Genomic DNA, 22,567 nt, shown 5'->3' with positions numbered 1-22,567 from the left:
AAGATAGGACCGAACACGTCCTTCAGCGCTATCTGCATGTCTTCCTGCGTCTTCGGCTGGTATTGTTCCATGATGAGCTTGGCGATTGCCTGGCCTTTCTCACTCGGGTTTCTACGTTTCTTCATCAGTGCTGTACTCAATTCCTTTCAACCTGCTTTCTGATAGTGTACCGCACCTCGACAAAAAAATGAAGTGCGTAAGTTAGTAAATTGGTTACCGGTAACTTACACACTTCATTTTACACTCCCACATCGTTTATATAAACGATCATTTTGTTTATTATTTATTTTATATATTCAATTTATCAATTTATATTTAATTATTTTTTCATTTTTTCTATAATTACTTTATTTATCTAATAGATTAAATATTCATTATAAATACATATATATGTTTTCCATCCGGACGATTCCCAAACTATCATTTGACTTTCTGCATGTTTTTTTGCTACTATCAATTATACTTACATTATTTCCAAAAGGAGTTACTATGGATCTTGCTTCCCAAATTGGACAAAAAATCCGAAATTGCCGAATAGAGAAAAAAATGACGGTCAAGGATCTGGCTGCACAAGCGCAAATTACAGCTTCCATGCTCAGCCAGATAGAGCATGGTCAAGCGACACCCTCGTTAAATACAATCCGCTTGCTGTCAATCGCCTTAGATAGACCTATATACCGTTTTTTTCTAAATGATCCTGATATACAACATGATATTGTCCGCAAAACCAATCGAAAACAAATTATCGATCAGGGGATCCATTATGAAATTCTGACTCCGGATATGAATGGCGCTATCGAAATGATGCAGCTGACGCTGCCTGCCGGAAGCGTGTCCTGTCAAACACCGTTGGGACACAAGGGGGAAGAGGTGGCATTAATTCAAGAGGGCGCTGTAGAACTGACGTTGGGAACAGAAATTTGTTTACTCCATGCAGGAGACAGCGTCAGAATAAAAAATGAGATTAAGCACAAATGGTCCAATACAAGTCAGCAGAGGGTGATTATTCTTTTCGCCGTCACGCCTCCCTCTTTTTAAACATACAGGAAAATACGTCCTAAAAAAGACGTGCCCATAATACTATAACGGGTACGTCTTTTTTACATATAGCGATTCGGCAGCTTGACTATCTGATATTCTTCTTTGTTGAATTTCCTCTGATATCAACGGGTATCAAATGATCAACCATATCCCCGCGTATTCCCACAAAATAGCTTGTCAAATTAGCACTGGAACAGGAATGATTAGGAATAATGCAAATTTTATCTCCTACCCGTATATCAGTAGTGCCGCGCACATGAAGCTTGCCAACCTCTTCCGAAAGACCTTCGAGCGTCAATTCCGGATGTCCCTTGACAACGCCATAGCCAACAATAGACGTATTTCCGTGCGCTCCTTGATCAAGCCCCAGACATTTACTGCCTGCATCACATATAAAATACTCCGCAGCGGGATGTGAAATAACCGAAGCCAGAATATATAAGGCACACTCGTCTTCCGTCGCGGTACGAGTCGATAGTTGGATACCATCATTAAAAATATAATTTCCCGGATGGTATATAGAAATATTGGCATCAGCAATAGTTCCTTCAAAGGTAGGCGTTGCTCCGCTGGAGATAATCTCCAGCGAATATCCGGCTTCACGCATTGCCGCCGCGGCTATGGCAATGCTTTGCGCTTCATCTGCACAATACGCAGCGATATCCTCATGCGTACGTGCCCCGTATACATGTCCGGGATGCGTTGAAATACCTTTACACCTTAAATTTTTATATTTTTGCAGTTCTTTAGCAAGCACCGCTGCCATATCCGGTTTTACACCAAATCGATGCAGACCGCTGTCAATGATGATTGTATAGTTGATTATCACCCCAGCAGCTTCCGCTTTGGCATGAATTGCTTCCGCCGCAGCGGTTCCGTCTAATCGCACAATGAAATTGCATTTTTGGGCCAGTGCAATAATTCGATCAATAGATACAGCCGTAGCTGCTGGATAGGCATACATAATATTTTCTATTCCGGCCGTGCATAAAGCCTCTGCTTCATCTAACGTGCCGCAGAGAAATCCAGTACTGCCATATGTTTTCTGTAATGCGGCCAGCTCAGTACTTTTATGTGTTTTGACCATAGGCCAGATCTCTTTGCCATAGGCAGCTGCTATACGCGCATATTTCTGCAGATTATGCTCCATATAATCTAAATTTAATACGATAGCCGGGGTATGTATTTCATTGATTTTCATATAGATTGAGCTCCTGTCTTTTCAAAAGAAGATATTCTTCGCGCATAATTTAATATTATTTTATTTAATTAAATTATATTAAATTATGTGGCGTGTGTCAATTCATTACCGGCTTACATATAGTATTTTTTTCATATTGCGTTTTGCATCTATTTATAATTATAAAAAAAGCATATATATAGGAACACTTCTACTGTTTCTATGACTTCAGCCTGCACGTATATTTAAAATATGCAGGGCCCTTCCTGTACCAGCGCACAAAAAAAATCTTGACGCTTTTTTTATTTTAGTGTACATTGAATGCATGCAGAAATTTATATTAACTATATTATAATGTATATATTAGGAGAAACAATACATATGATTCACGACATGAATGCCGGTGACCCAGTTAAGGAAATCGGGAAGATACTGAAAAAAATCCGGTTTGAACGCAATTTGACGTTAGATAACGTATCCACGCTGACAGGAGTCAGCAAGACCATGCTTGGACAGATCGAACGAGGCGTTTCTGTCCCAACCATTTCCGTGCTGTGGAAGATTGCCAAGGGACTTCAAATTTCTTTATCCACACTTTTCAATGAACCGACGCAGCAATACACCCCGGCAAATATTCTCGAAGATATGCAGCCCGTTTATGATGAAAATAATCAAATGCTGCTGTATAATATTTTTCCCTTCAACCCCTTCAGTGGCTTTGAGTATTTCTATATCATTCTCGAACCGGGCGCTATCCATTATTCAGACCCCCATCGCAATTCTGTAGAGGAATATATTATCGTCACAGAAGGAACCTTGACCTTGCAAATAGGGGAACAGCTATTTACGATGGAAGCTCCTTCTAAAATCAATTTTCATTCTAATGTAACACACTGCTATGCCAATCATACGGATCAACGTGTTGTATTTCAAAATATCATGAAATACTGACATATGGTTTCATATGAAGGATACGCCAGTATTAGCTCTTCGCACCGGCCCGACTGATGCAGAAGAGCTATATTTCGTTATGCTGCATCCGAAAAACGCATAGATAGAAATCTAACATTTGTTTTTATACATTCTATTTTTCTATAATTTACAATTCAATTATGCTATAATTCATAATATGGGTTATTTTTACAACATTTTTACGCATTATTCGCAAATTCATTCTTTTTGCATGTTCGTTTGTTACTTTATCGCGTTTTTAATTCGCTAAGGCGTATCGAGCCGTTTATTACGCATGACGCTTCATGTATGATGTCTATGTGCTTCAGCTATTACATTGAAAGAAGGTGTTTCATTTGCAGCTAGGTCTTTTAGTTCCTAAAAATATGCTTATTGAAGAAATTCCCATCTTAAAAAAAAGATTCTCTTTTATTTCCATGCACTTCTTTCCATATTCTTCTGTATTTAATATTCCTTCCTTACTAGCAGGAAAACAGAAAGAGCTCGATTACCTTCTGTTTTTCGGCAAAACAACGATGAATTATACTACATCTAAAATCACTCCGACAATTCCCTGGGATATTATTCCTCGAACAAATGCCAGCTTGCTGCAGCTTTTATTTAAAGCCGCATTAAACGGACATAATGTATATAAAATTGCCACGGATATCCCTATGTCAGAAAGAGAAATTCTCCACGATGCCTATCAAGAAGCCGGCATAGATTCATCTAAAATTACGATTACCTATGCACCGCCATATACATTTGACGAAACCTTCAGCTCCCATATGAAGGAATATTATTATCGCTGCCGCCAGCAGCAGAAGGATGTAACCTGTATTACTATCTTTTCAGATGTATACCGCCAGTTAAAGGCCGAACATTTTCCCATTTTATTTTTATTCACCTCTCTGCCCGATATTTGTAACAGTATTCAAAAAACGCATGCTGACTTTTTACTGCAAGCCAGCCGGGAAAGCCAACTTGTTATTATTTATGCGGCAATTGATGAAATAAATGACTATTCTCCCTTAACGGCGGATGAATATCAAATGACGTTAGAAAATTTGAATGTGGCAAAATATATTTACGCGTTTGCACAAAAAATACAAGGAGCCGTGTTTCCTGTTACAGAACGGGAATTTCTCATATTTTCGACTCGCTCAATCATCGAAAATAAGACAGATAAGTTTCACCGATTTTCTCTCATTGAAGAAATACAAAAAAATACGGCCAGTACAATAAGCGTCGGCATCGGCTTTGGAAAAACAGCGCTGGAAGCCAAGCATCATGCCCGGATAGGCGTAAAAAGAGCCTGGAAAAGCGGTGGTAATCAACTGTTTCTCGTCTATGACAAAAACACGGTTCGCGGCCCCATCAACCCCGCTTCAGATCCTTCTCTTAATATATCGGATCACTTTTTATCCATCTCTTCTAAAACAGGAATCAGCGCCTTCACACTGGGGCAAATTCATAAAATTATTACCGAGCATGGAAAAAATGAATTCACGGCTTCTGAAATATCTGATTTATTAAACATATCAGCCCGCTCTATCAGCCGTACTATTTTGAAACTGATGGATGCTGGATACTGTTTTGAAGTCGGCCGTAAATTTCAGCATCAAGGAGGCCGCCCCAGCAGGATTTTACGATTTACGCTTTAATATCGCCATACACAACATAAAATCCCTCCCAAACGCAGACACACCGTCTGCGCATTGAGGGGGATTTCGACATCATAAGCTGTCTTTGAAAAGATAGACGATCCCTTCTATCGGTAGGATACAACCGTTACGCCTTCACTCTCAATAATCGCATTAAGCCGGGCCATATCTTCCTCAGACGGTGTACCAAAGGAGGATTCATCATAAGTCATACCGAGCTGCATATATTTATCAGCACCATAGCTGTGATATGGCAATAATTCCATTTTAGGGTCCTGCAGATGTGTTTTGACAAACCGGGCTGTTTTCCGGATATTTTCATCATCGCCATTGATCCCTATAATCGTCGGCACACGAATAACGACACCCGTACGGTGTGTACCAATTTCAGCAATATTGCGTAAAATCAGGCTATTATCCACACCGGTATACTGTTTATGTTTTTCTCTGTCCATCAGTTTAATATCTATAAACAATAAATCAATTTTATCCAATACAGGCCGCAGCAATGACAGATCAAAAAAACCACTGGTTTCTATGGCCTGATCCAATCCCATATCATATACAGCATCCACCAACTCAGATAAAAACTGGGATTGACTTGTACATTCTCCGCCGGAATAGGTCACACCACCACCGGAATTCCGAAAAAACAATTGCTGTGATGCAAGCTTTTCTACAATTTCCTTCACAGTATATTCTGCTACCGTATGTGTCCGTGCTTTTTCCAAGCATACATCAACACATGCACCGCAGCCAATGCAGGCATGCCTGGCCGCTGCATCATTTAAATCCCAGCCAATATGCTGCGGACAGACCGCAGTACAGCGGCCGCATTGCACACAGCGTGAGGCAATAAAGAGAATCTGATTTTCAGGCGTATAGCCCTCTGGATTAGCACACCAGCGGCAATGCAGAGGGCAGCCGGCAAAGAATACAATCGTCCGGATACCCTCCCCATCATTGACCGAATAGTGCTGAAGCTGCAGTATCCGGCCTTTACATGCCATCATGAACACTCCGTCGGATAATGGAATCCTGCAGTGTCTTGGACAAATGTACAAACTGTGTGCTATAGCCCGCCACACGGACCAGCAGATCTTTATACTGTTCCGGATGCGCCTGCGCATCTAAAAGGGTTTTCGTCGAAAGAGTGTTGAACTGTACGTGGAACGCACCCATATCAAAAAAGGACTGCACCATAGAGGCTATGTTGCTTCTGCCTCTTTTAGTACTGACTAAATCATGATTCAGCCGCATGTTAAGCAGCGTGCCGCCGGAATGAATATCCTGATTGAGTTTAGCACAAGACTTCATCGCAGATATCGGCGTGGATATATCGGTACCAGCTACCGGAGATACCCCCTCGGAAATAGGCTCACCAGCTTTACGCCCGCAGGCGGTCGCACCAATCACGCGGCCCGTCGGAATAAAGTTGGATATTCCCATAAAAGCACTGGTAAAAGGACTGCCATAGATATCTGTATAGCTATGTGTTTTTTCATAAAAATGATTGGCAATGCGCTGCGCAATGTCATCGACATAATCAAGATCATTGCCATACTTCGGTGCCTGCTGTGCCTGCTTTTGCAATTCTTCATATCCCTCCCAATTTTCATCCATAGCCTTGAGAAGTTGGGCCATCGTGCATACCTGATCATCAAACACCAGCTTTTTGACGGCAGCCAGGCTGTTAGCCGCTTCGGCCAGGCCAATACCGGTAAGAACAGGTCCTACATTATATTTAGCCCCGCCATCTACAAGATCCTTCCCTTTTTCCAGGCAATCTTCAAATAAGGCCGAAAAATATGGGCGGGGAATCATTTCCTTTTGAAGCCGCTGTGCCACCAAAGTACCTGTAACAGAAATATCAATCAAATTATCAAACTGTGTGAAAAAAGCTTCTTCGACAGCATCATAAGAGGCAAACTGCCGGTCCTGATATACGGGAAGCCCCATTTGCTTGCCGGTTATACGGCTCTTGCCGCCGTTAGTCGCATATTCAAAAGCGCCGCTGAAATTAACATTTACCGTACTGGTCCACTCAAAGGTTTTACGAAAATGCGGGACAACGCAGCCGCAGTTATTCCAATCCCGGGCATCCTCCGTTTCGTATCCCAGGTTTTTCAGCATCTGATACCCCGTCTTATCGCTATGAATGGCTGGAAAACCCGTCCCCTGTGCGACAAGCTCCATAACCGCATCCACAAAATCCCGCGGGCTTTTCTGCGAAATACGCACGGATAGACCCGGCTGATGTGTTTTTACTTCTGCGGTAGCCTTCAATGCAAGATAGCTCAGCTCATTTGTCGCATCCTTACCATCGCGCCCGCTGCCGCCGACGGTAAGATTTTGAAATTGATTATACCCTGCAAAGAAATCTGCCGTATTAGCTGAAATAGTCCATACCCATTCCGATAATTTCAGCCAGTAGCATTCGATAAGTTCCAAAATCCCATTATCGTCATGCAGACCTGCTGCCTTATCATGCTGATAATACGGATACATATATTGATCAAACCGTCCTGGATTTAACGACAATGGATTTTCCATCAGAATCCCACCCAGCTGATAAAACCATATCATCTGCAGCGCTTCCTGAAATGTTTCCGGCGGGCATTCGGGAATACGACTGCAAATATCTGCGATCTGCAGCAGCTCATTTTTGCGGCTGCTGTCAGTTTCGGCTGCCGCCATTTCCGTTGCCTTTTGAGCATATCGACGGGCCAGCGTAATCATCCCTTCACTGCAGAGAATAACAGCACGATAAAAATCCTGTTGTTTCAAAGCACCGGGCCGCGATAATGTAAGCTGAGCCATCTTATCCTTGCATTCAGCAATAATTCCGCCAAATCCTTTTTTTAACAGGCAATCTTCGTAATCCGGAGTAATTTCTCCAACAGATTGACGCCATTTGGAATCAATATCAACAATTCCGGTATCAACAGCAACCGTTGCCGTTTCATCAGGTATCTGTGCCAAAAAAGCTTCCTCCAGTGATTTCCCCTGCCAGTACGGAAAAATATGCTGACGGACATACTGACGCTGTTCATCAGTCATTTCATACGGATCCTGCACACGGTCAGAAAAATGATCCATTTCTTTGTCAACCCATGTCCAGGAAAATTCCGGTGTCAAAATACCGCATTTGCGAAATTCACCGACAGCACCAACAATAAGCTCCCCAGGAAAAATCGTAACCGTAAGCTCTTCACATACATCCTTAAACGCCTGTGCCCGGCGTATCATCTCGGACTGACCTTCCGTTCGTTTATATGACTCCGTCCAAATGCGGGCACGATCATATGAAATAGCCGGTTTGTTATTTACATATTCATCCTTGGCCTTTTGAATTCGTTCCGTAAGCATAGAGATTCCTCCTTATTTGAAATTCCTATAAAATATTTTATACGCTATAAAGCATATTTGATTTCCTACAATATAACATTTCCCCAAATCAGTGTCAATAGAATAAGTATATAAAAAAAAACTCCGAAAATACGAAAAAAATTCATAGTTTCGGAGCACTCTTTTTTTGCTTACATATGATCAAATAAATATTCTATTCGCCGTACAACCGTATCGTTTTTGATATAAACACGGGGAATGCGGCGATTGATGTTGCACGTAATCTCATGCACCATCGTACCAACCGTATGGGCCAATTCTTCTGCCGGAATCGTTCCGCCGCCCTGTGATCCAAACAGCACCACCTCGTCACCCACTTTGACATCCGGCACACCGGTCACATCAATCATGCATTGATCCATGCAAATATTTCCTACCTGACGGACTCTTTTACCATGAATGAGCACCTCGATCCGGTTGGACAGCAGTCTGGAATATCCATCAGAATATCCAATAGGCAGTGTCGCAATCGTAGTTTCCTTTTCTGCGGTAAAATGCCGGCCATAGCTGATCGTATCACCTTTTTTTATGGTTTTGACATGCGTTACACAGCACCGCAGCGACATAACCGGGGTAAGCCGGCACTGGGCGGCACTGATTTCCCCGGACGGATCATACCCATACTGAATAATACCAGGCCGGACCATATCACATCGAAAGTCAGGGTATTCCAGCGTAGCGGCACTGCTGCAGCAATGACAACACGGTATCGAAATTCCCTCCTCATGAAGACGGCGGTAAAACCAGGAAAATACATCAAACTGTTTTTTTGTAAATGCAACGCTTTCCGCATCTGCCATATCCGAAACAGCAAAATGGGTAAACAGGCCTTCGATAACAACATGGGGAAGTTCGGCGATACGTTTAATTTCTTCAATGCTCTCCTCACACGGCTGATATCCGATACGCCCCATCCCCGTATCGGCAGCAACATGCAAACATACCATCCGATGCCGTCTGACAGCCTCATCAGAGAACATTTTAGCATCTTCATATCGAAACACGGCCGCATCAATACCATAGGTAATCAATTCTTCAGCGCGCCGGCCATCTGTATGACCTAAAATAATAGTTCTGGCCGTAATACCGGCACACCGGAGTTCAACTGCCTCATCAAGACAGGCTACGGCTAATCTGTCCGCGCCATTTTGTAAAAATATTTTTGCCAGCTCGACGGAGCCATGCCCATACGCATTGGCCTTCACCACTGCGGTAATATCTTTATCCGGCCCTACCATTTTTCGAATATTTTGCATATTACTGGCCGCTGCGTCCAAATCAATCTGTGCCCATACAGGCCTTCTTTTGAAATTTTCCGTTATCTGATATACGTCCATGCACCATCATCCTTCTTCAAATGTAGAAAAGCAACTGCTGAATAAGCAGCTGCTTCTTAATATGACCTATATCCTAGCAAGTAACCAAACAGGTACCCATCCCAGCCTGTTGGCAATACTATAGCACATACGCCAAATACCGTCAATTCATTTTTCAAAAACGATCTGTTTTGTATATTTTTTTTAAGATATTACCGGAAAATAAATAGATTTTATTGCAATCAAAAATAATATGATATAATAAGTAAGATAGTGATATGTCGTTTTACTTGATTTTCTTATCAGAAAGGTGTTGCTGCCATCCATGAACACATCCATACAGGATTTGCTCCAATTTATTCATCAGTCTACTTCTCCATATCACACCGTCAAGACTGCAATCGATCAGTTAAAAGCAGCCGGATTTACCGAGCTTTCCTCAAATACACGCTGGCATCTCCACCCCCACGGCTTATACTACGTGCCCATTTTTGACTCGACACTTCTTGCCTTTTCCATTGGGGCCAATCCACGCAAACATCTGCGTCTTGCCGCTGCTCATACCGATTTTCCATGCCTGCGTATCAAACCTTCTGCGGCAGTAACAGCAGGCGGCTATGGCAAACTGAATGTAGAAATTTACGGCGGTATGATCCGCGAATCCTGGCTGGATCGTCCCTTATCATTGGCCGGCAAAATAGCCATCACCGGGGCCGGCCCATTTCATCCTGACATCCGTTTCATCGACACCCACCGCCCGGTCATGACCATTCCTCGTTTGGCTATCCATATGAATCATAAAATAAATGAAGGCATCACGCTAAATCCGCAAAAGGATATGCTCCCGCTTACAACATTATGCACCACCGGAGAAGATGACTCTGCTTTTTTTCTATCTTTTGTTGCCTCTGTCTGCAACTGTACCCCAAAGGATATTCTTTCCTACGAACTAACAGTCTATCCAGCCGAAGACGGATGCCTTCTTGGCCTGCATGATGAATTTATTTCCTCACCTCGTCTGGACAATCTGACCTCCGTACTGGCCTGCTTGACCGGCCTTACTTCCAATACAGCCGCAGATGGTATTAATATGATTGCGCTATTCGATAATGAAGAAGTGGGCAGCCGTACTAAACAAGGTGCCGCGTCTTTGGTGATTCCCAATCTGTTACAGCGGCTATATACAAATCTTGGTTATGATATAGAAGAATACTATACCGCTCTGGCTGATGCATTCGTTTTATCAATCGATGTCGCTCACGCAATGCATCCGAATGTGCCGGAAAAATGCGATATCACCAATGTCCCAATACTGGGAAACGGTATTGCTCTGAAAACAGCGTGCAGTCAATCCTATGCGGGAGATGCAGAAGCCGTCGCTGTTATTACTTCCTTGTGCCAACAGGAAAAAATTCCTTTCCAGCACTACGTCAATCGCTCGGATATTGCCGGCGGTTCCACGCTGGGCTCACTGCTTTCGGCCAATCTGCCGGTCCGTACCATGGACATTGGCATTCCGATCCTGGCAATGCATTCGGCCCGTGAACTAATGGGTACGGCAGATCAAAAATCATTGCAAAATCTGGTTACTGCTTTTTTCAAATAATATCGTATCACCATACATCTATTTCGTGTCAAAAGCAGAATTGTTTATGTATTCACTTATTTGTATGAATTATCTTTATATAGCGTAAGGCCACTGATATAGCAAAAAATGCACGTATTGTAAACCATACGGGGTCCTGTTGGCATATCAAAATATTGCTTACATATATTGACGTGCATTTATATTCATATTATAATAAGCATAAATGTATCATAACATTTTGTTAACATCAATAACGGGAAGTGTGAAGAATGAAATTAGGACAAGAAATCAGGTTTTACCGTAAGAAAAAAGGCCTCACACAAACAGAATTTGGCGCCCTCTTTGGCATGTCCAAGCAAGCTGTATATTCGTGGGAAACGGGGCTGTATTCACCGGATATTACCGTTCTACTGAAAATGGCTGATTATTTTCAAATCCCCATTTGCATATTAGTAGGACGTCCGGGCATGTTCTGCGAAAGCAACAAGCGTTCTGAAAACGGTTGTAATTACTGTGTATCAGTTACAGAAAAGGACAGCCTAATCATCAAAGCACTTCATTCACTAACGCCAGCAGAACAAGACGCCATTGAGGTGCTCTTGCACGTCAAAGACAATGAAAACTAATTAATACAATATGTGTTGAAACAAGTGCGGTTTTGGGTCTATATCCAAAATCGTTTGTTTTATAATAAGGTTATTTCCGGAAACCCTTTCTTATTTTATATTTAAAAATTTGTAAAAATCCTTCAAGTACGATATCATTATAATAAAAAAAGAGCAAAGGATAGATAATGATGGCAGTTCCTTGTATAACCTCTGTATACGGCCATGCTGAAACAGAATGCACTATCAAAAAATCGCGTTTTATTGTCACCCTGCAGGAAATAACCGATGAAAAAGAAGCCGGCCGTTTTATAGAACGCCTGCGCAAGCAATACTGGGATGCATCTCATAATTGCTATGCCTATCAAATCGGTAGTACCGGCATGGTACAAAAATATAGTGATGCCGGTGAACCGGCGGGCACAGCAGGACGTCCTATGCTGGAAACCCTTAAAAAGAAAGGGATTACAAATACAATCGTTATAGTAACGCGTTACTTCGGCGGCATTAAGCTGGGCGCCGGCGGTTTAATACGAGCCTATAGTCACGTTGTATCGCTGGGACTGGATGCGGCTGACATTGCCGACTATACGCCCTACGATATTGTAACTGTACGTAGTACCTATGCCTCTGTGAGTCTGCTGGAACGTATAGCGCTGGATTATCATATCATTATTGCCGGCCGTGATTTTTCTGATACGGTTCTCTTTACACTCCATATTCCGCAAAGCCAAACCGTAACCATAAAAACAATACTGGCAGACGCTACGAATGGTTCTGCTCAATATGAACTGCTGGGAATGAAAACCATCCCGATCCTCCGTCCCAAGACCCAATCTGACTCTTGAATCGCGCTTTTCTATTTGTTTCAGAATAGTAAGTTACAGGTATATCAGAAAAGCAAATTGCTTCTCCATTTCCCATATAAAAACAAGCAGGACCCGATTCGTTTTGTATTACCGGTTCCTGCTTGTTTTTATATGGGTTGATACTACTATAGATTTCTCCAGCTCTTCTTCAATACACAATATGCTTCCGCTAAATTGCCCTTATAAAACGCATTTCTTCTTAGTTCTTCAAAAGCTCTGCAGCCGGCTGCAACAATTCCGGATGCCGCACCATATACCCAGTCAAATCCTTCCATGCATGATATTCTTCCATATATGGGTTAGGCCCCTCCATGACTTCCTGTCTCCCATACGCCTCGCCCAGAGGTTGATAAAAATCATTTTCATACGTTCCATAGGCATTTTTTCTCAGCCAATGATACGGCGTTACGATATGATCTATTTTTTCTGTCAAAGAAGCAAACAAAGAATAATAACTAAATCCTTCCGGAGCAATCATTTCTAACACAGTCGGCATAATGTTCATATGTCCGCCAATCGTATTGCCTGCAAAAATCTGCTGATCTATATCACGGTGATTCATCATAAATACAGGACAATGCTGCTCTCGAATTGTGCAGTCCCGTTTCATCAAGGAAGTAGCCTGTAATTCCGTCATGGTAACCGCATGGTCTGCAGTTACGATAAACAAGGAATCAGGGTACGCCTGACGCATAGTGTCAATAAATTTTCCGACCGCTTGGTCAGAAAACCAAAACGTTCCCAAATTTTTCTGCAATGACGTATCTTTTTTTATATCCTCTGGTGCCTTCGGCATGACCTGCTCCGTATGGTATCCATATTTTTGCAAATCAATCTTAAAAGGCCCATGATACGACGTCGTATACACAAAGTGAAATTCCGGTCCGCCCGTAGATGTCTGCTGAATCAGTTCTGCTGCCCGTTCCAAAAACACATTATCATATACACCTACCCATGTTTTAGGTGCATGGGGCCCACAAAAATCGGTAGCCGTCATAACCCGGTCAAAACCGCAGGCAGGTGCAAACTGATTGAAATTTCCATACGTTACATTGCCGCCATACCAATACGTAGACGTATATCCCAACTTTTTCAACTGAAGCGAAAATGCCGTAGGCACTGTCCCTTTCCAAAAAGGTTCTTTTTCATTCAATTCCAATCCGGCATCAAAAATGCCGGACATAAGGCTTACAATAGACGGGCGGGAAATAATCCCGGCAGACAACGAATTCGGCAACATCGCCGTATGCGGATCGTCCATCAGCTTACGGCCCCCAGATACAAGATTGAGACACGCAAATTCCGGATCAAACAATTGCTGTAAATAGCTTTCTCCGACAAGTAAAAAAATATGGGACGGCTTGGTAATCTTAGGCCCCTTGGCAATCCGTTTAAAGGCATATACCGGATTCGGATACGCGGTCAAAGAAACGTCTTTATTCCACACCGTATGCTGGATAGATTGTAAATCTTGTTCATCCGTATGATGATACGCATCATTCAATTTATGCTTTTTGACTTGTTCCAATGCGACAAGGTCATCCACAGTTGCCTTGGCAAAGAATATATCCTTCTTGACGATGCTGGGAATTGTATCCCATTCCGGTTTATCATCATGACTAAAGGTTCCGCCATATCGAAACCAATAAAATCCCAAAATAATTCCCACGCAGACAAGCACATTAAAAGCATACGCAATCCCGGCAAAGGAAAACTGCGGATATCCTATACTAGGCAATCCCAAAAAGAAAGATATACACAGCCTGCATAGCATCCAGTATGGAATCAACCCCAATAGGATCCAGCCACCGTGATCCTGGTGAAAAAATATATCCAGCAAATTATGCTTTTCTGCCTTTTTTCCTAACCGTAAAATCTGATTATACGTATCATGAAAATGATTGTAAAAAATCATTTTACCGGCAAACGCACCGTATAACACAGTGGCATATACCATAGCGGCAGCCAGCCGAACACTGTTGCCCAACGCAAAATAACCATCAAAAAACAATCCTGGCAGAGATACAAAAATCAGCGGCAATAAAAAAACATAGGCATTGAAATCCATGCCCCACCAAAATCCATACCGAAAACAATGCCACACGACATTCCAACGTCCCTTGAGACTATGATACGGACAATATACTTGAATAAAAATAGCACGAAAAACGGCACATACAATGGGAAAAAATAAAAAAAGCTTGATATCCTGCTGCATAGACAAAAAAAACTGCTCAAACACGGCATACACCTCTTACACTATAAAAGAAACAATATATACGGCATCACATACCGTTTATTATAGTATGAATACACTGCGAAAGTAAAGAAAAATGTATATTGCCGTATGTCATCAAGGGTATTACAAACCCATCTTATATCGAATTCTCAGCCAAGAATACCAAAACATTCCCTTTAAATAGCCACTCATGTGCCCGTTTCTTTTTTGATACTTCCCCCACTGCTGAAAATCATGATAATTTTCCGGTTTTTTGACAGGCAAAATATTAGTAATGGTCTCCCATGGGGATAATGCATTGTAGTGCCGCCACTGCTGATCAAATTTTGTCAGAACCATCTGCCAGGGTTTCCGGCGACCGGTCCAGTGAACAAAGACAACATCAGCTCTATTTTCAAAATCTAAGCCACCGCCATACGCATTATATATATGAGGCAATAATAAAACATCCCCATCTAAGACAATATTTAATATATCTTGATCATGCCCTAAAAATCTTTCCTTCGGTTCATTTTGATAAGAAAAAGCCTTTTCTGTAATGTTTTGCTTTTTCCATTGCCCAATATCAACCAACATAATCCCGTCATTAAAATATATATTGTTCTTCAATTTCAAAAATTTAGCACGATATGAAACAGACGCTGGACTTTCTGAAACAACGCCTATGGCCTTTCCCTTTAAATTTAAATTCCAAAGATTACGCAAAGACGAAATACACATCGTATCCGAATCAATATAAATATATCGTGATGTTACATGTTTTAAAATTTCAGGCATATAAATACGTCCATATGTAATCCCAGAAAATCGCTTTACTTTTATGTGAAAATTCTCAAATGGCTGCATATTTAATGTATATAATATACAACAACAATTCCATTTTCTTGCTAATTCCTTTACTTTGCGTTCATTTTCCAGCGTATAGCCGTCTGTAAAGATGTGAATTATAAAATTCAGATCTTTATTATTATCGAGAATAGAAACAATAGAACTTCCCATAATTTTAAAATAAGAGTCATTCACATTATAACAAATATGACAACTATTTTTATCTGAATTCAAAGGTAAAAAACTAAATATTTGTTTCTTTTCTAAAAAATGTTCTATTTCAAAAAAAGAAGGATTATGTATCTTCAAATAGATCTCTCCTCATTATACATCAAATTTATTTAAATTTATTTTCCTAACAAAATAGCTTGAATTTTTATAACTTATTTTGGATAATTAGGGATACCGGCTAATCACCCTATGCAAAAGCGATTCCCATTTTTCCCATATAATTTCTGCAGAATACTGGTTCATATATTCTCTGGCATTCTTCCCCATACGAACACGTAATTCCTGATCTTTCATCAATATTTCCAGCTTCTCACTATATTGATCTTGATCTTGTGCCAAATAACCCGTGACCCCATCAACAATCAAATCTTTAACCGCAGCAGCATATGAAAACCCTATAGCTGGTATCCCTAATGAATTGGCCTCACCCAAGGCTAAGCCAAACCCCTCATACGCGGAAGGAAATGCAAATATATCTGCATGACGCAAAATATCCAATGGCGCAGATGTCACGCCCTTATACTGTATTTGATCTTGCAGCATATTCTTAGCAACATATGAATCTATTTGCTTTTTATACGCCTCATCCGTAATCGGCCCATAATAAAACAGTTTCCAATTTGGAAATTTTCGTGCCAATCTGCCAAACGCTTTGATCGCCAGGAAAGGCCGTTTCTGTACTTTATTAATTCGGCCTATGAAAACAATCTTATATACATCCTTGGGCAAAGCGATATTAGCCACCTTTGATAAATCCATTTGAGGGACAATATTGGGAATATAACAGACCTCTGTATTCAATAATTTTTGAGCTTTCTCTACAAAACTAGGTTGCAGGACTTGATAAACATCTACCTTACTTGCCTCTTTACGTTGTAAATATGTTAATGTTTCAATTTGATTTTCTATGGAGTTATGAACCATTGCAATAACTGGAATGTTCCCGTTAGATAATCGATTGGCTACCATAACACTATTAAATTCGTAACAAATAAATATATCAATATCATTTAAATTTATACGCTTCAAGAATGCCTGGCACAACAGTTTTGCTTTATACCTATCCACCCGATTTACAGCATGAATATGAAACCCCTTACAAATTTCTCTCTGTAACTTATATAGAAAAGGAATTTGAATTTTTCCTATTGCTAAATTCACTTGTCTGACGCCTTTATCCAATGGATAATAAGGTTGGACGCCAGGTTCATCATTCCATACAGAATATACGATATGCCCTCTTTGTATAAAAGCATTGGACATATCAACAAAAACCTTTTCCGTTCCCGATATATTGGCTATAGAAGAAATTCCAAAACACAATAAAGCAATCCTCATAAATTTAATACCTCATGAAATCAGATATTTTGGCTAATAAACAGCATCCATTAGATATCATTTTTCAAATAATCAATACCGAGCCATTAATCAACAACCTGTTTATCAGATTGTTTCATTTGTAATAAAACCGCCAATAAAAACCAGAATATACGAACAGCTGAAGAATTATCAATAATATATTCTATTTGTCCAAATAATCCCATAAAACTCAATACCGTGGTAAAAACCAAAATATCATAAGGATCTTGATGCCGCCTCCAGCTTTTAAAGCTTGTAATTAAAAAATATAAAACAAATCCTATATATCCCACGGCTCCAAAAGTCCCTGTTTCTGCTAGTAAATGCATGAAATTATTATGCGCATGACTTAGATGTTCCGTTTCATCAGGATATCTATACCGATTTTCATATATTTTCTGAAAATTCCCTAATCCAATTCCACCCACAGGATGATCCAAATACATATCAATACAAGATCGCCACAGCAATAGTCGATGCGTATTAGAAGTATTCGTTGTCGTATTAGTAACAGACAGTAGCCGAGACGAATATGTCGGCTGTGATATAAAAAAGCCTGCTACGACTCCTATCACCAAAACAAAGGCCAATATGTATTTTACATGCTGAATAATATATTTCCAAGCAGCAACAGGGCCTACAACAAAACAAGTCAACCATGCCCCCCTGCTATTATTGCTTAACAAGCCAATAATAGTACAAGTAAGTGTAAAAACAGCAGCATGCTTTAGTTTTCTATCAAATCTTTTATCACAAAGAATAACCAACACGATTGGAAAAACCATACACATAATGCCAGCAATGGCAAGCATATTACTGCCGAACCCCCAGCCACGATCAGTCATATGTGTAACCACTTGATATAAAGCAGTCAAACAATCCACGCCAAATACTACAAGAAAAGCGTATAACATATTTACTAAATACAGTCTTTTTTTAATAAAAAAAACAATAAGAATAAATACTGAAAACCGCCATATCCACATATTTAAAAATTCCCTAATACTATTGAGAGGATTTTCTCCTAGTATCACAGAAGGCACTGTACACAAAAATAAGACAAGAGCCGCTACACAATATCCCTTTATTTCATTCGAAAGTTTGATTTCATTTCTTTCTTTATAAAACAAGACTAATCCAATAAGAACGGATATACCCAGCATGATTTCGCCAGCTGCCATAGAAATTCTCGTAATACAAACCATAATGGTGAGCGTAATAGCTAAATATTTCACTAGTTTTTCGTTTGATACACAAAGCATTATCTAATCGCTCCTTATGCAAGAATATAGTTTTCTTCACTATCTATAATTACATTATTTTAAAATGTTATAAATTAACGCGGTCTGACTATATTCTGCATTCGCCAAATCAAAATTTTCTTTATAACCATCTGCATTTTTTACCAAATCAGCAATAAAATCTTCTAAACAAATACAAAAATCATCGACTGAATTCAAATTTATCGCCATTCCGATTTTATATTTACGCAGTATTTCTGGATTTAATTCCGGTGATATAAGTATTGGTTTATAAAAACCAATTGCGGTAAAGAGCATTGCTCCCCAATGATATCGATACCGTTCTGCAGCATATGGCATCATAATCGCATCCACACTTAACAAGGCTTTTTGCCACTCTACCCCAATCAAATTTTTATGCCAAAACGTAATATTAGAATACGCAGCATATTCTTTCGCCAGATTTTCAAAAAGAGCCGCATCTTCGGGCTTAACAGTCGCGCCTTGCACGATTAATTCCACAGGAACTTTAAATTTTGCTTTTACAAATGCTTCCAGAAAAAATCCTAAATTTTTTTCTTTTCGAAATTGACCAAAAAAACCGATTTTGATAGGAGGCACAATATGTACGTCTTTATTTACTGGCATATCCTGTGGTTTAAAAACCGGAGGCTGAATCAAATCAATATTATGCAATCCACTATCTTGAAAATCATTGCGCAATGTAATAATCTTAAGGTGGATTTGCTTATATGCTTCAATGCGATGAGCCTGTTTTTCAAACTTTGGCTGCTCTTTGGGATTAATACCATGAAAAATCATATATACTGGCACAGGAGAATTTTTTAATTTACTTTTCATTGCCGTTCGAATATATCGCCATGTTCCAGTAGGAATAATAATCGCATCACACGTTCCAGCACATGCTTTATCATATGCCGAATTAAACCATGCAATGCGCCGCCGTTCTCGCCGTATGGACAACAGAATTTTTTTTAATGCACCCGCCCCTGCATACGTAACAACCTCTCCGCCTTCCAAATAATCTACATCACAATGGTAGTCTAATTTGAACGGAAATTGTTCCGGTACAAAAAACACCGGAATATGCCCCTGCCGTTTCAATTCGTCCACCAATATTCTATCAAATTCTACTTCATGCCCTGCCGGCATGACAATCGATTCTAAAATAGCTATTCGCATATTGAGTCTCCATACTTACAGTTTGCCATTATTTTTATATAAATAATATAATTTTACATATTTGTTCATCGTGTAAAAGTAATGATTAACAGATAAAATCCAGCCCATTTTCCCATCTAAAAAACCTTTATTTAAAATATACACTTTAATAAAGGCCCATAATGGTCTTAACACAATATCCCTCATAAACCCACATTTTTTATTATTTTCTTTATATTTTTCTGCTGCCAGACGCGTGTAATTATTTAATTTACTTAAATATTGATCCCAATTGTCATATGTATAATGATACATAACATGCTGCAATTTTTTATTAGGATATGGCGTTACAATTTTTGGATGCACATACCCCGTTACATAAGAATTTTTGGCAGGAAACAACCGATTTACATAATCAGGCCGAAGTACCCCGTGTGTTGCCTGATTATAGTGAAACTTATTTTCACGAAGAATCCAATACGCCTGGGGTGTCCCATCGGCAACAACATCTAAAATTTCCTTTGCCAATAATTCCGAAATGCGTTCATCTGCATCGATAAAGAGAACCCAATCACTTTGAGCATGTTGAATCGCAAAAGTTTGTTGACTCCCCCAGTCTCCATCCATACTCCGTTGAATAACTGTCGCTCCCATCTCTCTGGCAATATTGCTTGTCAAATCTATACTAAAATCATCGATAACTAATATTTCATCAACAAAGTGAACACTCTGTATACAATCTCGTATATTTGTCTCTTCATTTTTAGCCAAAATTAAAGCTGTAATTTTAGACATAGTCATTTCCCTCACTAATTTCAATATAATATTACTATATTATAATATCACATTTGCTACCATATTTTAAACATTTATTGAAATTAGATTGTATCTGTTTGTACTTAATGCGTCTCACTTGAGCACTATAATGGTATCATAAATTAAGACATTTTCTGAACACGTTTATAATAAATCTGCTATACTGGAAAAAGCATAAAAAGAAGGTTCGTTATATGTCGCGTACAAGAAGAAATTTCTCAGCCAAATTAAAATCAGAACTAGTCCTTGAGCTATTAAAAGGAGAGAAAGATCTAAACACAATAGCAACAGAAAATAAAATCCAGCCTAATCTTCTTCGCAATTGGAAGAAAGAATTTCTCGACAAGGCCAGTATCGTTTTTGACGATTCGCGCGAAGAAAACTTAAAAGAAAAGCTCGCAGTTGAACGCAAAGAGAAGATATCCTATGCAAAGAAAGTCGGCCAGCTCACCATGCAGGTGGACTGGTTGAAAAAAAATCTGAAGAATTGCTCGGACCTGACTACGAGAACCAATATAGTCCGAAACCTTTTGAAGACTAAAAAACTATCTGTAAAAACAGGTGCGAAGTTGCTTGACATCAACCGTACCAGTATTTACTATCACACTTCACCCGTATCAGAAGAGGAACTTGCTTGTAAGGATATCATTGATCATTTGCACGCAGGCCACCCAGCTTGGGGGGCTCGACAGATATCATATCAGCTTAAGAATCATGGCTACAATGTTAGCCGCCGTAAAGCAAGCCGCTATATGATGGAAATGGGCATTGGTGCTATCTATCCTAAAATGAACCTATCAAAACGTCAACAAAAAGCGAAGGTTTTTCCATACCTGTTGAAGAGTACTGTTATTAATCGTCCTAACCAGGCATGGTCAATCGATATTATTTATATCCCAATGAAACATGGCTTTTTGTATCTTACTGCTGTAATCGACTGGTACAGCCGCTGTATTGTGGAATGGGAAGTTGATGACACGCTTGATACCAGAATGGTCATTACGGCACTTAGAAAGGCTTTTAAAGTAGCTAAACCATTAATTTTAAACTCGGATCAAGGAAGTCAATTTACCAGCAACAGTTACATTGATTTCATAAAGCAGAATCATATCCGGCAGAGTATGGATGGCAAAAGCCGTTGGGCTGATAACATTATGATTGAACGGTGGTTTCGTACATTTAAATATGAGGAGGCTTATTTGACACAATATAACAATATTAAGGAAGCACGAAAAGCTATTAAGAACTACATCAAAACATACAATTTTCAACGCTGCCACTCAGCTATTGGCAACATTCAACCGGCAAAAGCTTACTTCCCGGCAATGCTGCTAGATGATGCAGCGGCTGTAGCCTAAATTATTAGGTTCATTATAAAATATCTGATTTTTTGTCTTGACAAGTGCACCATTATACACTCCTGCCCTTCTGTAAAAGCAAGGCTTGCAAATATCATATAATTCAACAGCCAATATATTTTTATAACAAAAACTTAATCAGCAATTTTTTCCTCTTTAATACTATCAATTTGTTGAAATACACCCAAATAAAAGAAACTCAATTTGATTCCGGCTATTTTATTCTCTCCAAATATCTATAACGGATTATAATTTATTTATGACTAATAATAAATCTATAATTAAGATGCTTAATGCCACCCATTTCAAATTTATAGCGTTCCGTTCCACGTGATAAATCAAAATTATATGGTTGATTATTGATTTGCCGCCAGTGAACCATTTCATTTATCAACAATTTCCCCGGTGATAAATAGTTAAAATTGCTGTCTATAGCTAATCTAGGAAAAATAATTTCATCAAAGTTTGTTGCAAAACCAGTAGTAAATGCGGCAATTTTACCATTAATATAAATAGCAAACGTATAGTGATTTTTCATATTTTCAGTAGCCCATGTTAAAGCACTAAAATAGCGATTTTTTATTTTATGAATAAATACAAATTTTTTATGCGTTCGTTCTAGTTCTCTTTTTACGTAAATTTCAGTAATATCCTTAAGAAACTCCCCATTATTCAGAGGGCCCTTCCATAC

At 39.7% G+C, this 22,567-nt stretch carries 18 protein-coding genes; 7 read left to right on the top strand and 11 right to left on the bottom strand.

What is annotated here, in order from left to right; genetic code table 11:
* Window positions 1-489: 489 nt before the first annotated feature.
* A complete protein-coding gene (locus tag AB840_RS12580; protein WP_048515193.1) occupies window positions 490-1,038 on the top strand; it encodes a helix-turn-helix domain-containing protein in 549 nt (182 codons plus the stop codon).
* An 88-nt stretch (window positions 1,039-1,126) separates the two neighbouring features.
* On the opposite strand, the gene AB840_RS12575 is transcribed toward AB840_RS12580, so the two are convergent.
* A complete protein-coding gene (locus AB840_RS12575; protein ID WP_048515192.1) occupies window positions 1,127-2,242 on the bottom strand; it encodes an alanine racemase in 1,116 nt (371 codons plus the stop codon).
* Window positions 2,243-2,602: 360 nt separating this feature from the next.
* Here AB840_RS12575 and AB840_RS12570 point away from each other — a divergent pair, with 360 nt between their 5' ends.
* Together AB840_RS12570 and AB840_RS12565 are read left to right on the top strand one after the other, a co-directional pair.
* Window positions 2,603-3,172 carry a helix-turn-helix domain-containing protein gene (locus tag AB840_RS12570; protein WP_078791790.1) on the top strand — a complete coding sequence of 190 codons (570 nt, stop codon included), beginning with the start codon at window positions 2,603-2,605 and terminating at the stop codon, window positions 3,170-3,172.
* A 356-nt stretch (window positions 3,173-3,528) separates the two neighbouring features.
* Window positions 3,529-4,836, top strand: coding sequence for a GGDEF domain-containing protein (locus AB840_RS12565; protein WP_048515191.1), 1,308 nt, complete (start codon window positions 3,529-3,531; stop codon window positions 4,834-4,836).
* Between the two features lie 107 nt (window positions 4,837-4,943).
* Here the strand turns inward: AB840_RS12565 and AB840_RS12560 are convergent, their stop codons facing one another.
* The 3 genes from AB840_RS12560 to alr all read right to left on the bottom strand — a co-directional run bounded on the left by AB840_RS12560 (window position 4,944) and on the right by alr (window position 9,581).
* Window positions 4,944-5,849, bottom strand: a complete 906-nt coding sequence (locus AB840_RS12560; RefSeq protein ID WP_078791789.1) for a glycyl-radical enzyme activating protein — start codon at window positions 5,847-5,849, stop codon at window positions 4,944-4,946.
* Window positions 5,836-8,205, bottom strand: a complete 2,370-nt coding sequence (locus tag AB840_RS12555; RefSeq protein ID WP_048515189.1) for a glycyl radical protein — start codon at window positions 8,203-8,205, stop codon at window positions 5,836-5,838. Before AB840_RS12555 ends, AB840_RS12560 begins: the two co-directional genes overlap by 14 nt.
* 170 nt (window positions 8,206-8,375) lie before the next feature.
* The gene (alr, locus tag AB840_RS12550) at window positions 8,376-9,581 is read right to left on the bottom strand and encodes an alanine racemase (RefSeq protein WP_048515188.1); all 1,206 of its coding nucleotides are present in this window, start codon (window positions 9,579-9,581) and stop codon (window positions 8,376-8,378) included.
* A 304-nt stretch (window positions 9,582-9,885) separates the two neighbouring features.
* On the opposite strand from alr, the gene AB840_RS12545 reads away from it, so the two are divergent.
* The 3 genes from AB840_RS12545 to AB840_RS12535 all read left to right on the top strand — a co-directional run bounded on the left by AB840_RS12545 (window position 9,886) and on the right by AB840_RS12535 (window position 12,601).
* Complete coding sequence (locus AB840_RS12545) at window positions 9,886-11,166, top strand: M18 family aminopeptidase (protein ID WP_048515187.1); 1,281 nt, start codon at window positions 9,886-9,888, stop codon at window positions 11,164-11,166.
* Window positions 11,167-11,417: 251 nt separating this feature from the next.
* A complete protein-coding gene (locus AB840_RS12540; protein ID WP_048515186.1) occupies window positions 11,418-11,774 on the top strand; it encodes a helix-turn-helix transcriptional regulator in 357 nt (118 codons plus the stop codon).
* A gap of 167 nt (window positions 11,775-11,941) precedes the next feature.
* On the top strand, window positions 11,942-12,601 hold the full coding sequence (locus AB840_RS12535; protein WP_234984930.1) for a YigZ family protein: 660 nt from the start codon (window positions 11,942-11,944) through the stop codon (window positions 12,599-12,601).
* A gap of 220 nt (window positions 12,602-12,821) precedes the next feature.
* Here the strand turns inward: AB840_RS12535 and AB840_RS12530 are convergent, their stop codons facing one another.
* The 6 genes from AB840_RS12530 to AB840_RS12505 form a co-directional block, all read right to left on the bottom strand.
* Window positions 12,822-14,864, bottom strand: coding sequence for an LTA synthase family protein (locus AB840_RS12530; protein WP_048515185.1), 2,043 nt, complete (start codon window positions 14,862-14,864; stop codon window positions 12,822-12,824).
* A 120-nt stretch (window positions 14,865-14,984) separates the two neighbouring features.
* A complete protein-coding gene (locus AB840_RS12525; protein WP_048515184.1) occupies window positions 14,985-15,998 on the bottom strand; it encodes a glycosyltransferase family 8 protein in 1,014 nt (337 codons plus the stop codon).
* Between the two features lie 87 nt (window positions 15,999-16,085).
* On the bottom strand, window positions 16,086-17,258 hold the full coding sequence (locus tag AB840_RS12520; protein WP_048515183.1) for a glycosyltransferase: 1,173 nt from the start codon (window positions 17,256-17,258) through the stop codon (window positions 16,086-16,088).
* An 86-nt stretch (window positions 17,259-17,344) separates the two neighbouring features.
* Window positions 17,345-18,541: an O-antigen ligase family protein gene (locus tag AB840_RS12515; protein ID WP_048515182.1), complete on the bottom strand. Its 1,197-nt coding sequence runs from the start codon at window positions 18,539-18,541 to the stop codon at window positions 17,345-17,347.
* A 54-nt stretch (window positions 18,542-18,595) separates the two neighbouring features.
* Window positions 18,596-19,723, bottom strand: coding sequence for a glycosyltransferase family protein (locus tag AB840_RS12510; RefSeq protein WP_048515181.1), 1,128 nt, complete (start codon window positions 19,721-19,723; stop codon window positions 18,596-18,598).
* A gap of 15 nt (window positions 19,724-19,738) precedes the next feature.
* Window positions 19,739-20,497, bottom strand: coding sequence for a glycosyltransferase family 2 protein (locus tag AB840_RS12505; RefSeq protein ID WP_048515180.1), 759 nt, complete (start codon window positions 20,495-20,497; stop codon window positions 19,739-19,741).
* 215 nt (window positions 20,498-20,712) lie between these two features.
* On the opposite strand from AB840_RS12505, the gene AB840_RS12500 reads away from it, so the two are divergent.
* Entirely contained in the window at window positions 20,713-21,876 is a 1,164-nt protein-coding gene (locus AB840_RS12500; protein ID WP_078791788.1) for an IS3 family transposase, read from the top strand.
* Window positions 21,877-22,129: 253 nt separating this feature from the next.
* Here AB840_RS12500 and AB840_RS17190 read toward each other — a convergent pair.
* Window positions 22,130-22,567 (bottom strand): GNAT family N-acetyltransferase (locus AB840_RS17190; protein ID WP_048515179.1); only part of this gene is annotated, 438 nt, incomplete at its 5' end.

Origin of the sequence: Megasphaera cerevisiae DSM 20462 (assembly GCF_001045675.1) — a bacterium.
GTDB classification, from domain to species: Bacteria; Bacillota; Negativicutes; order Veillonellales; family Megasphaeraceae; genus Megasphaera; species Megasphaera cerevisiae.
This window is presented reverse-complemented; position numbering and strand designations above follow the sequence as displayed.

Bases quoted from the DNA above. Each gene is read 5' to 3' on its own strand.
- AB840_RS12580 (WP_048515193.1), top strand. From the start codon at position 490: ATGGATCTTGCTTCCCAAATTGGACAAAAAATCCGAAATTGCCGAATA.
- AB840_RS12570 (WP_078791790.1), top strand. From the start codon at position 2,603: ATGATTCACGACATGAATGCCGGTGACCCAGTTAAGGAAATCGGGAAG.
- AB840_RS12560 (WP_078791789.1), bottom strand. From the start codon at position 5,849: ATGATGGCATGTAAAGGCCGGATACTGCAGCTTCAGCACTATTCGGTC.
- AB840_RS12545 (WP_048515187.1), top strand. From the start codon at position 9,886: ATGAACACATCCATACAGGATTTGCTCCAATTTATTCATCAGTCTACT.
- AB840_RS12540 (WP_048515186.1), top strand. From the start codon at position 11,418: ATGAAATTAGGACAAGAAATCAGGTTTTACCGTAAGAAAAAAGGCCTC.
- AB840_RS12520 (WP_048515183.1), bottom strand. From the start codon at position 17,258: ATGAGGATTGCTTTATTGTGTTTTGGAATTTCTTCTATAGCCAATATA.
- AB840_RS12510 (WP_048515181.1), bottom strand. From the start codon at position 19,723: ATGCGAATAGCTATTTTAGAATCGATTGTCATGCCGGCAGGGCATGAA.
- AB840_RS12535 (WP_234984930.1), top strand. From the start codon at position 11,942: ATGATGGCAGTTCCTTGTATAACCTCTGTATACGGCCATGCTGAAACA.
- AB840_RS12515 (WP_048515182.1), bottom strand. From the start codon at position 18,541: ATGCTTTGTGTATCAAACGAAAAACTAGTGAAATATTTAGCTATTACG.
- AB840_RS12555 (WP_048515189.1), bottom strand. From the start codon at position 8,205: ATGCTTACGGAACGAATTCAAAAGGCCAAGGATGAATATGTAAATAAC.
- alr (WP_048515188.1), bottom strand. From the start codon at position 9,581: ATGGACGTATATCAGATAACGGAAAATTTCAAAAGAAGGCCTGTATGG.
- AB840_RS12500 (WP_078791788.1), top strand. From the start codon at position 20,713: ATGTCGCGTACAAGAAGAAATTTCTCAGCCAAATTAAAATCAGAACTA.
- AB840_RS12505 (WP_048515180.1), bottom strand. From the start codon at position 20,497: ATGTCTAAAATTACAGCTTTAATTTTGGCTAAAAATGAAGAGACAAAT.
- AB840_RS12575 (WP_048515192.1), bottom strand. From the start codon at position 2,242: ATGAAAATCAATGAAATACATACCCCGGCTATCGTATTAAATTTAGAT.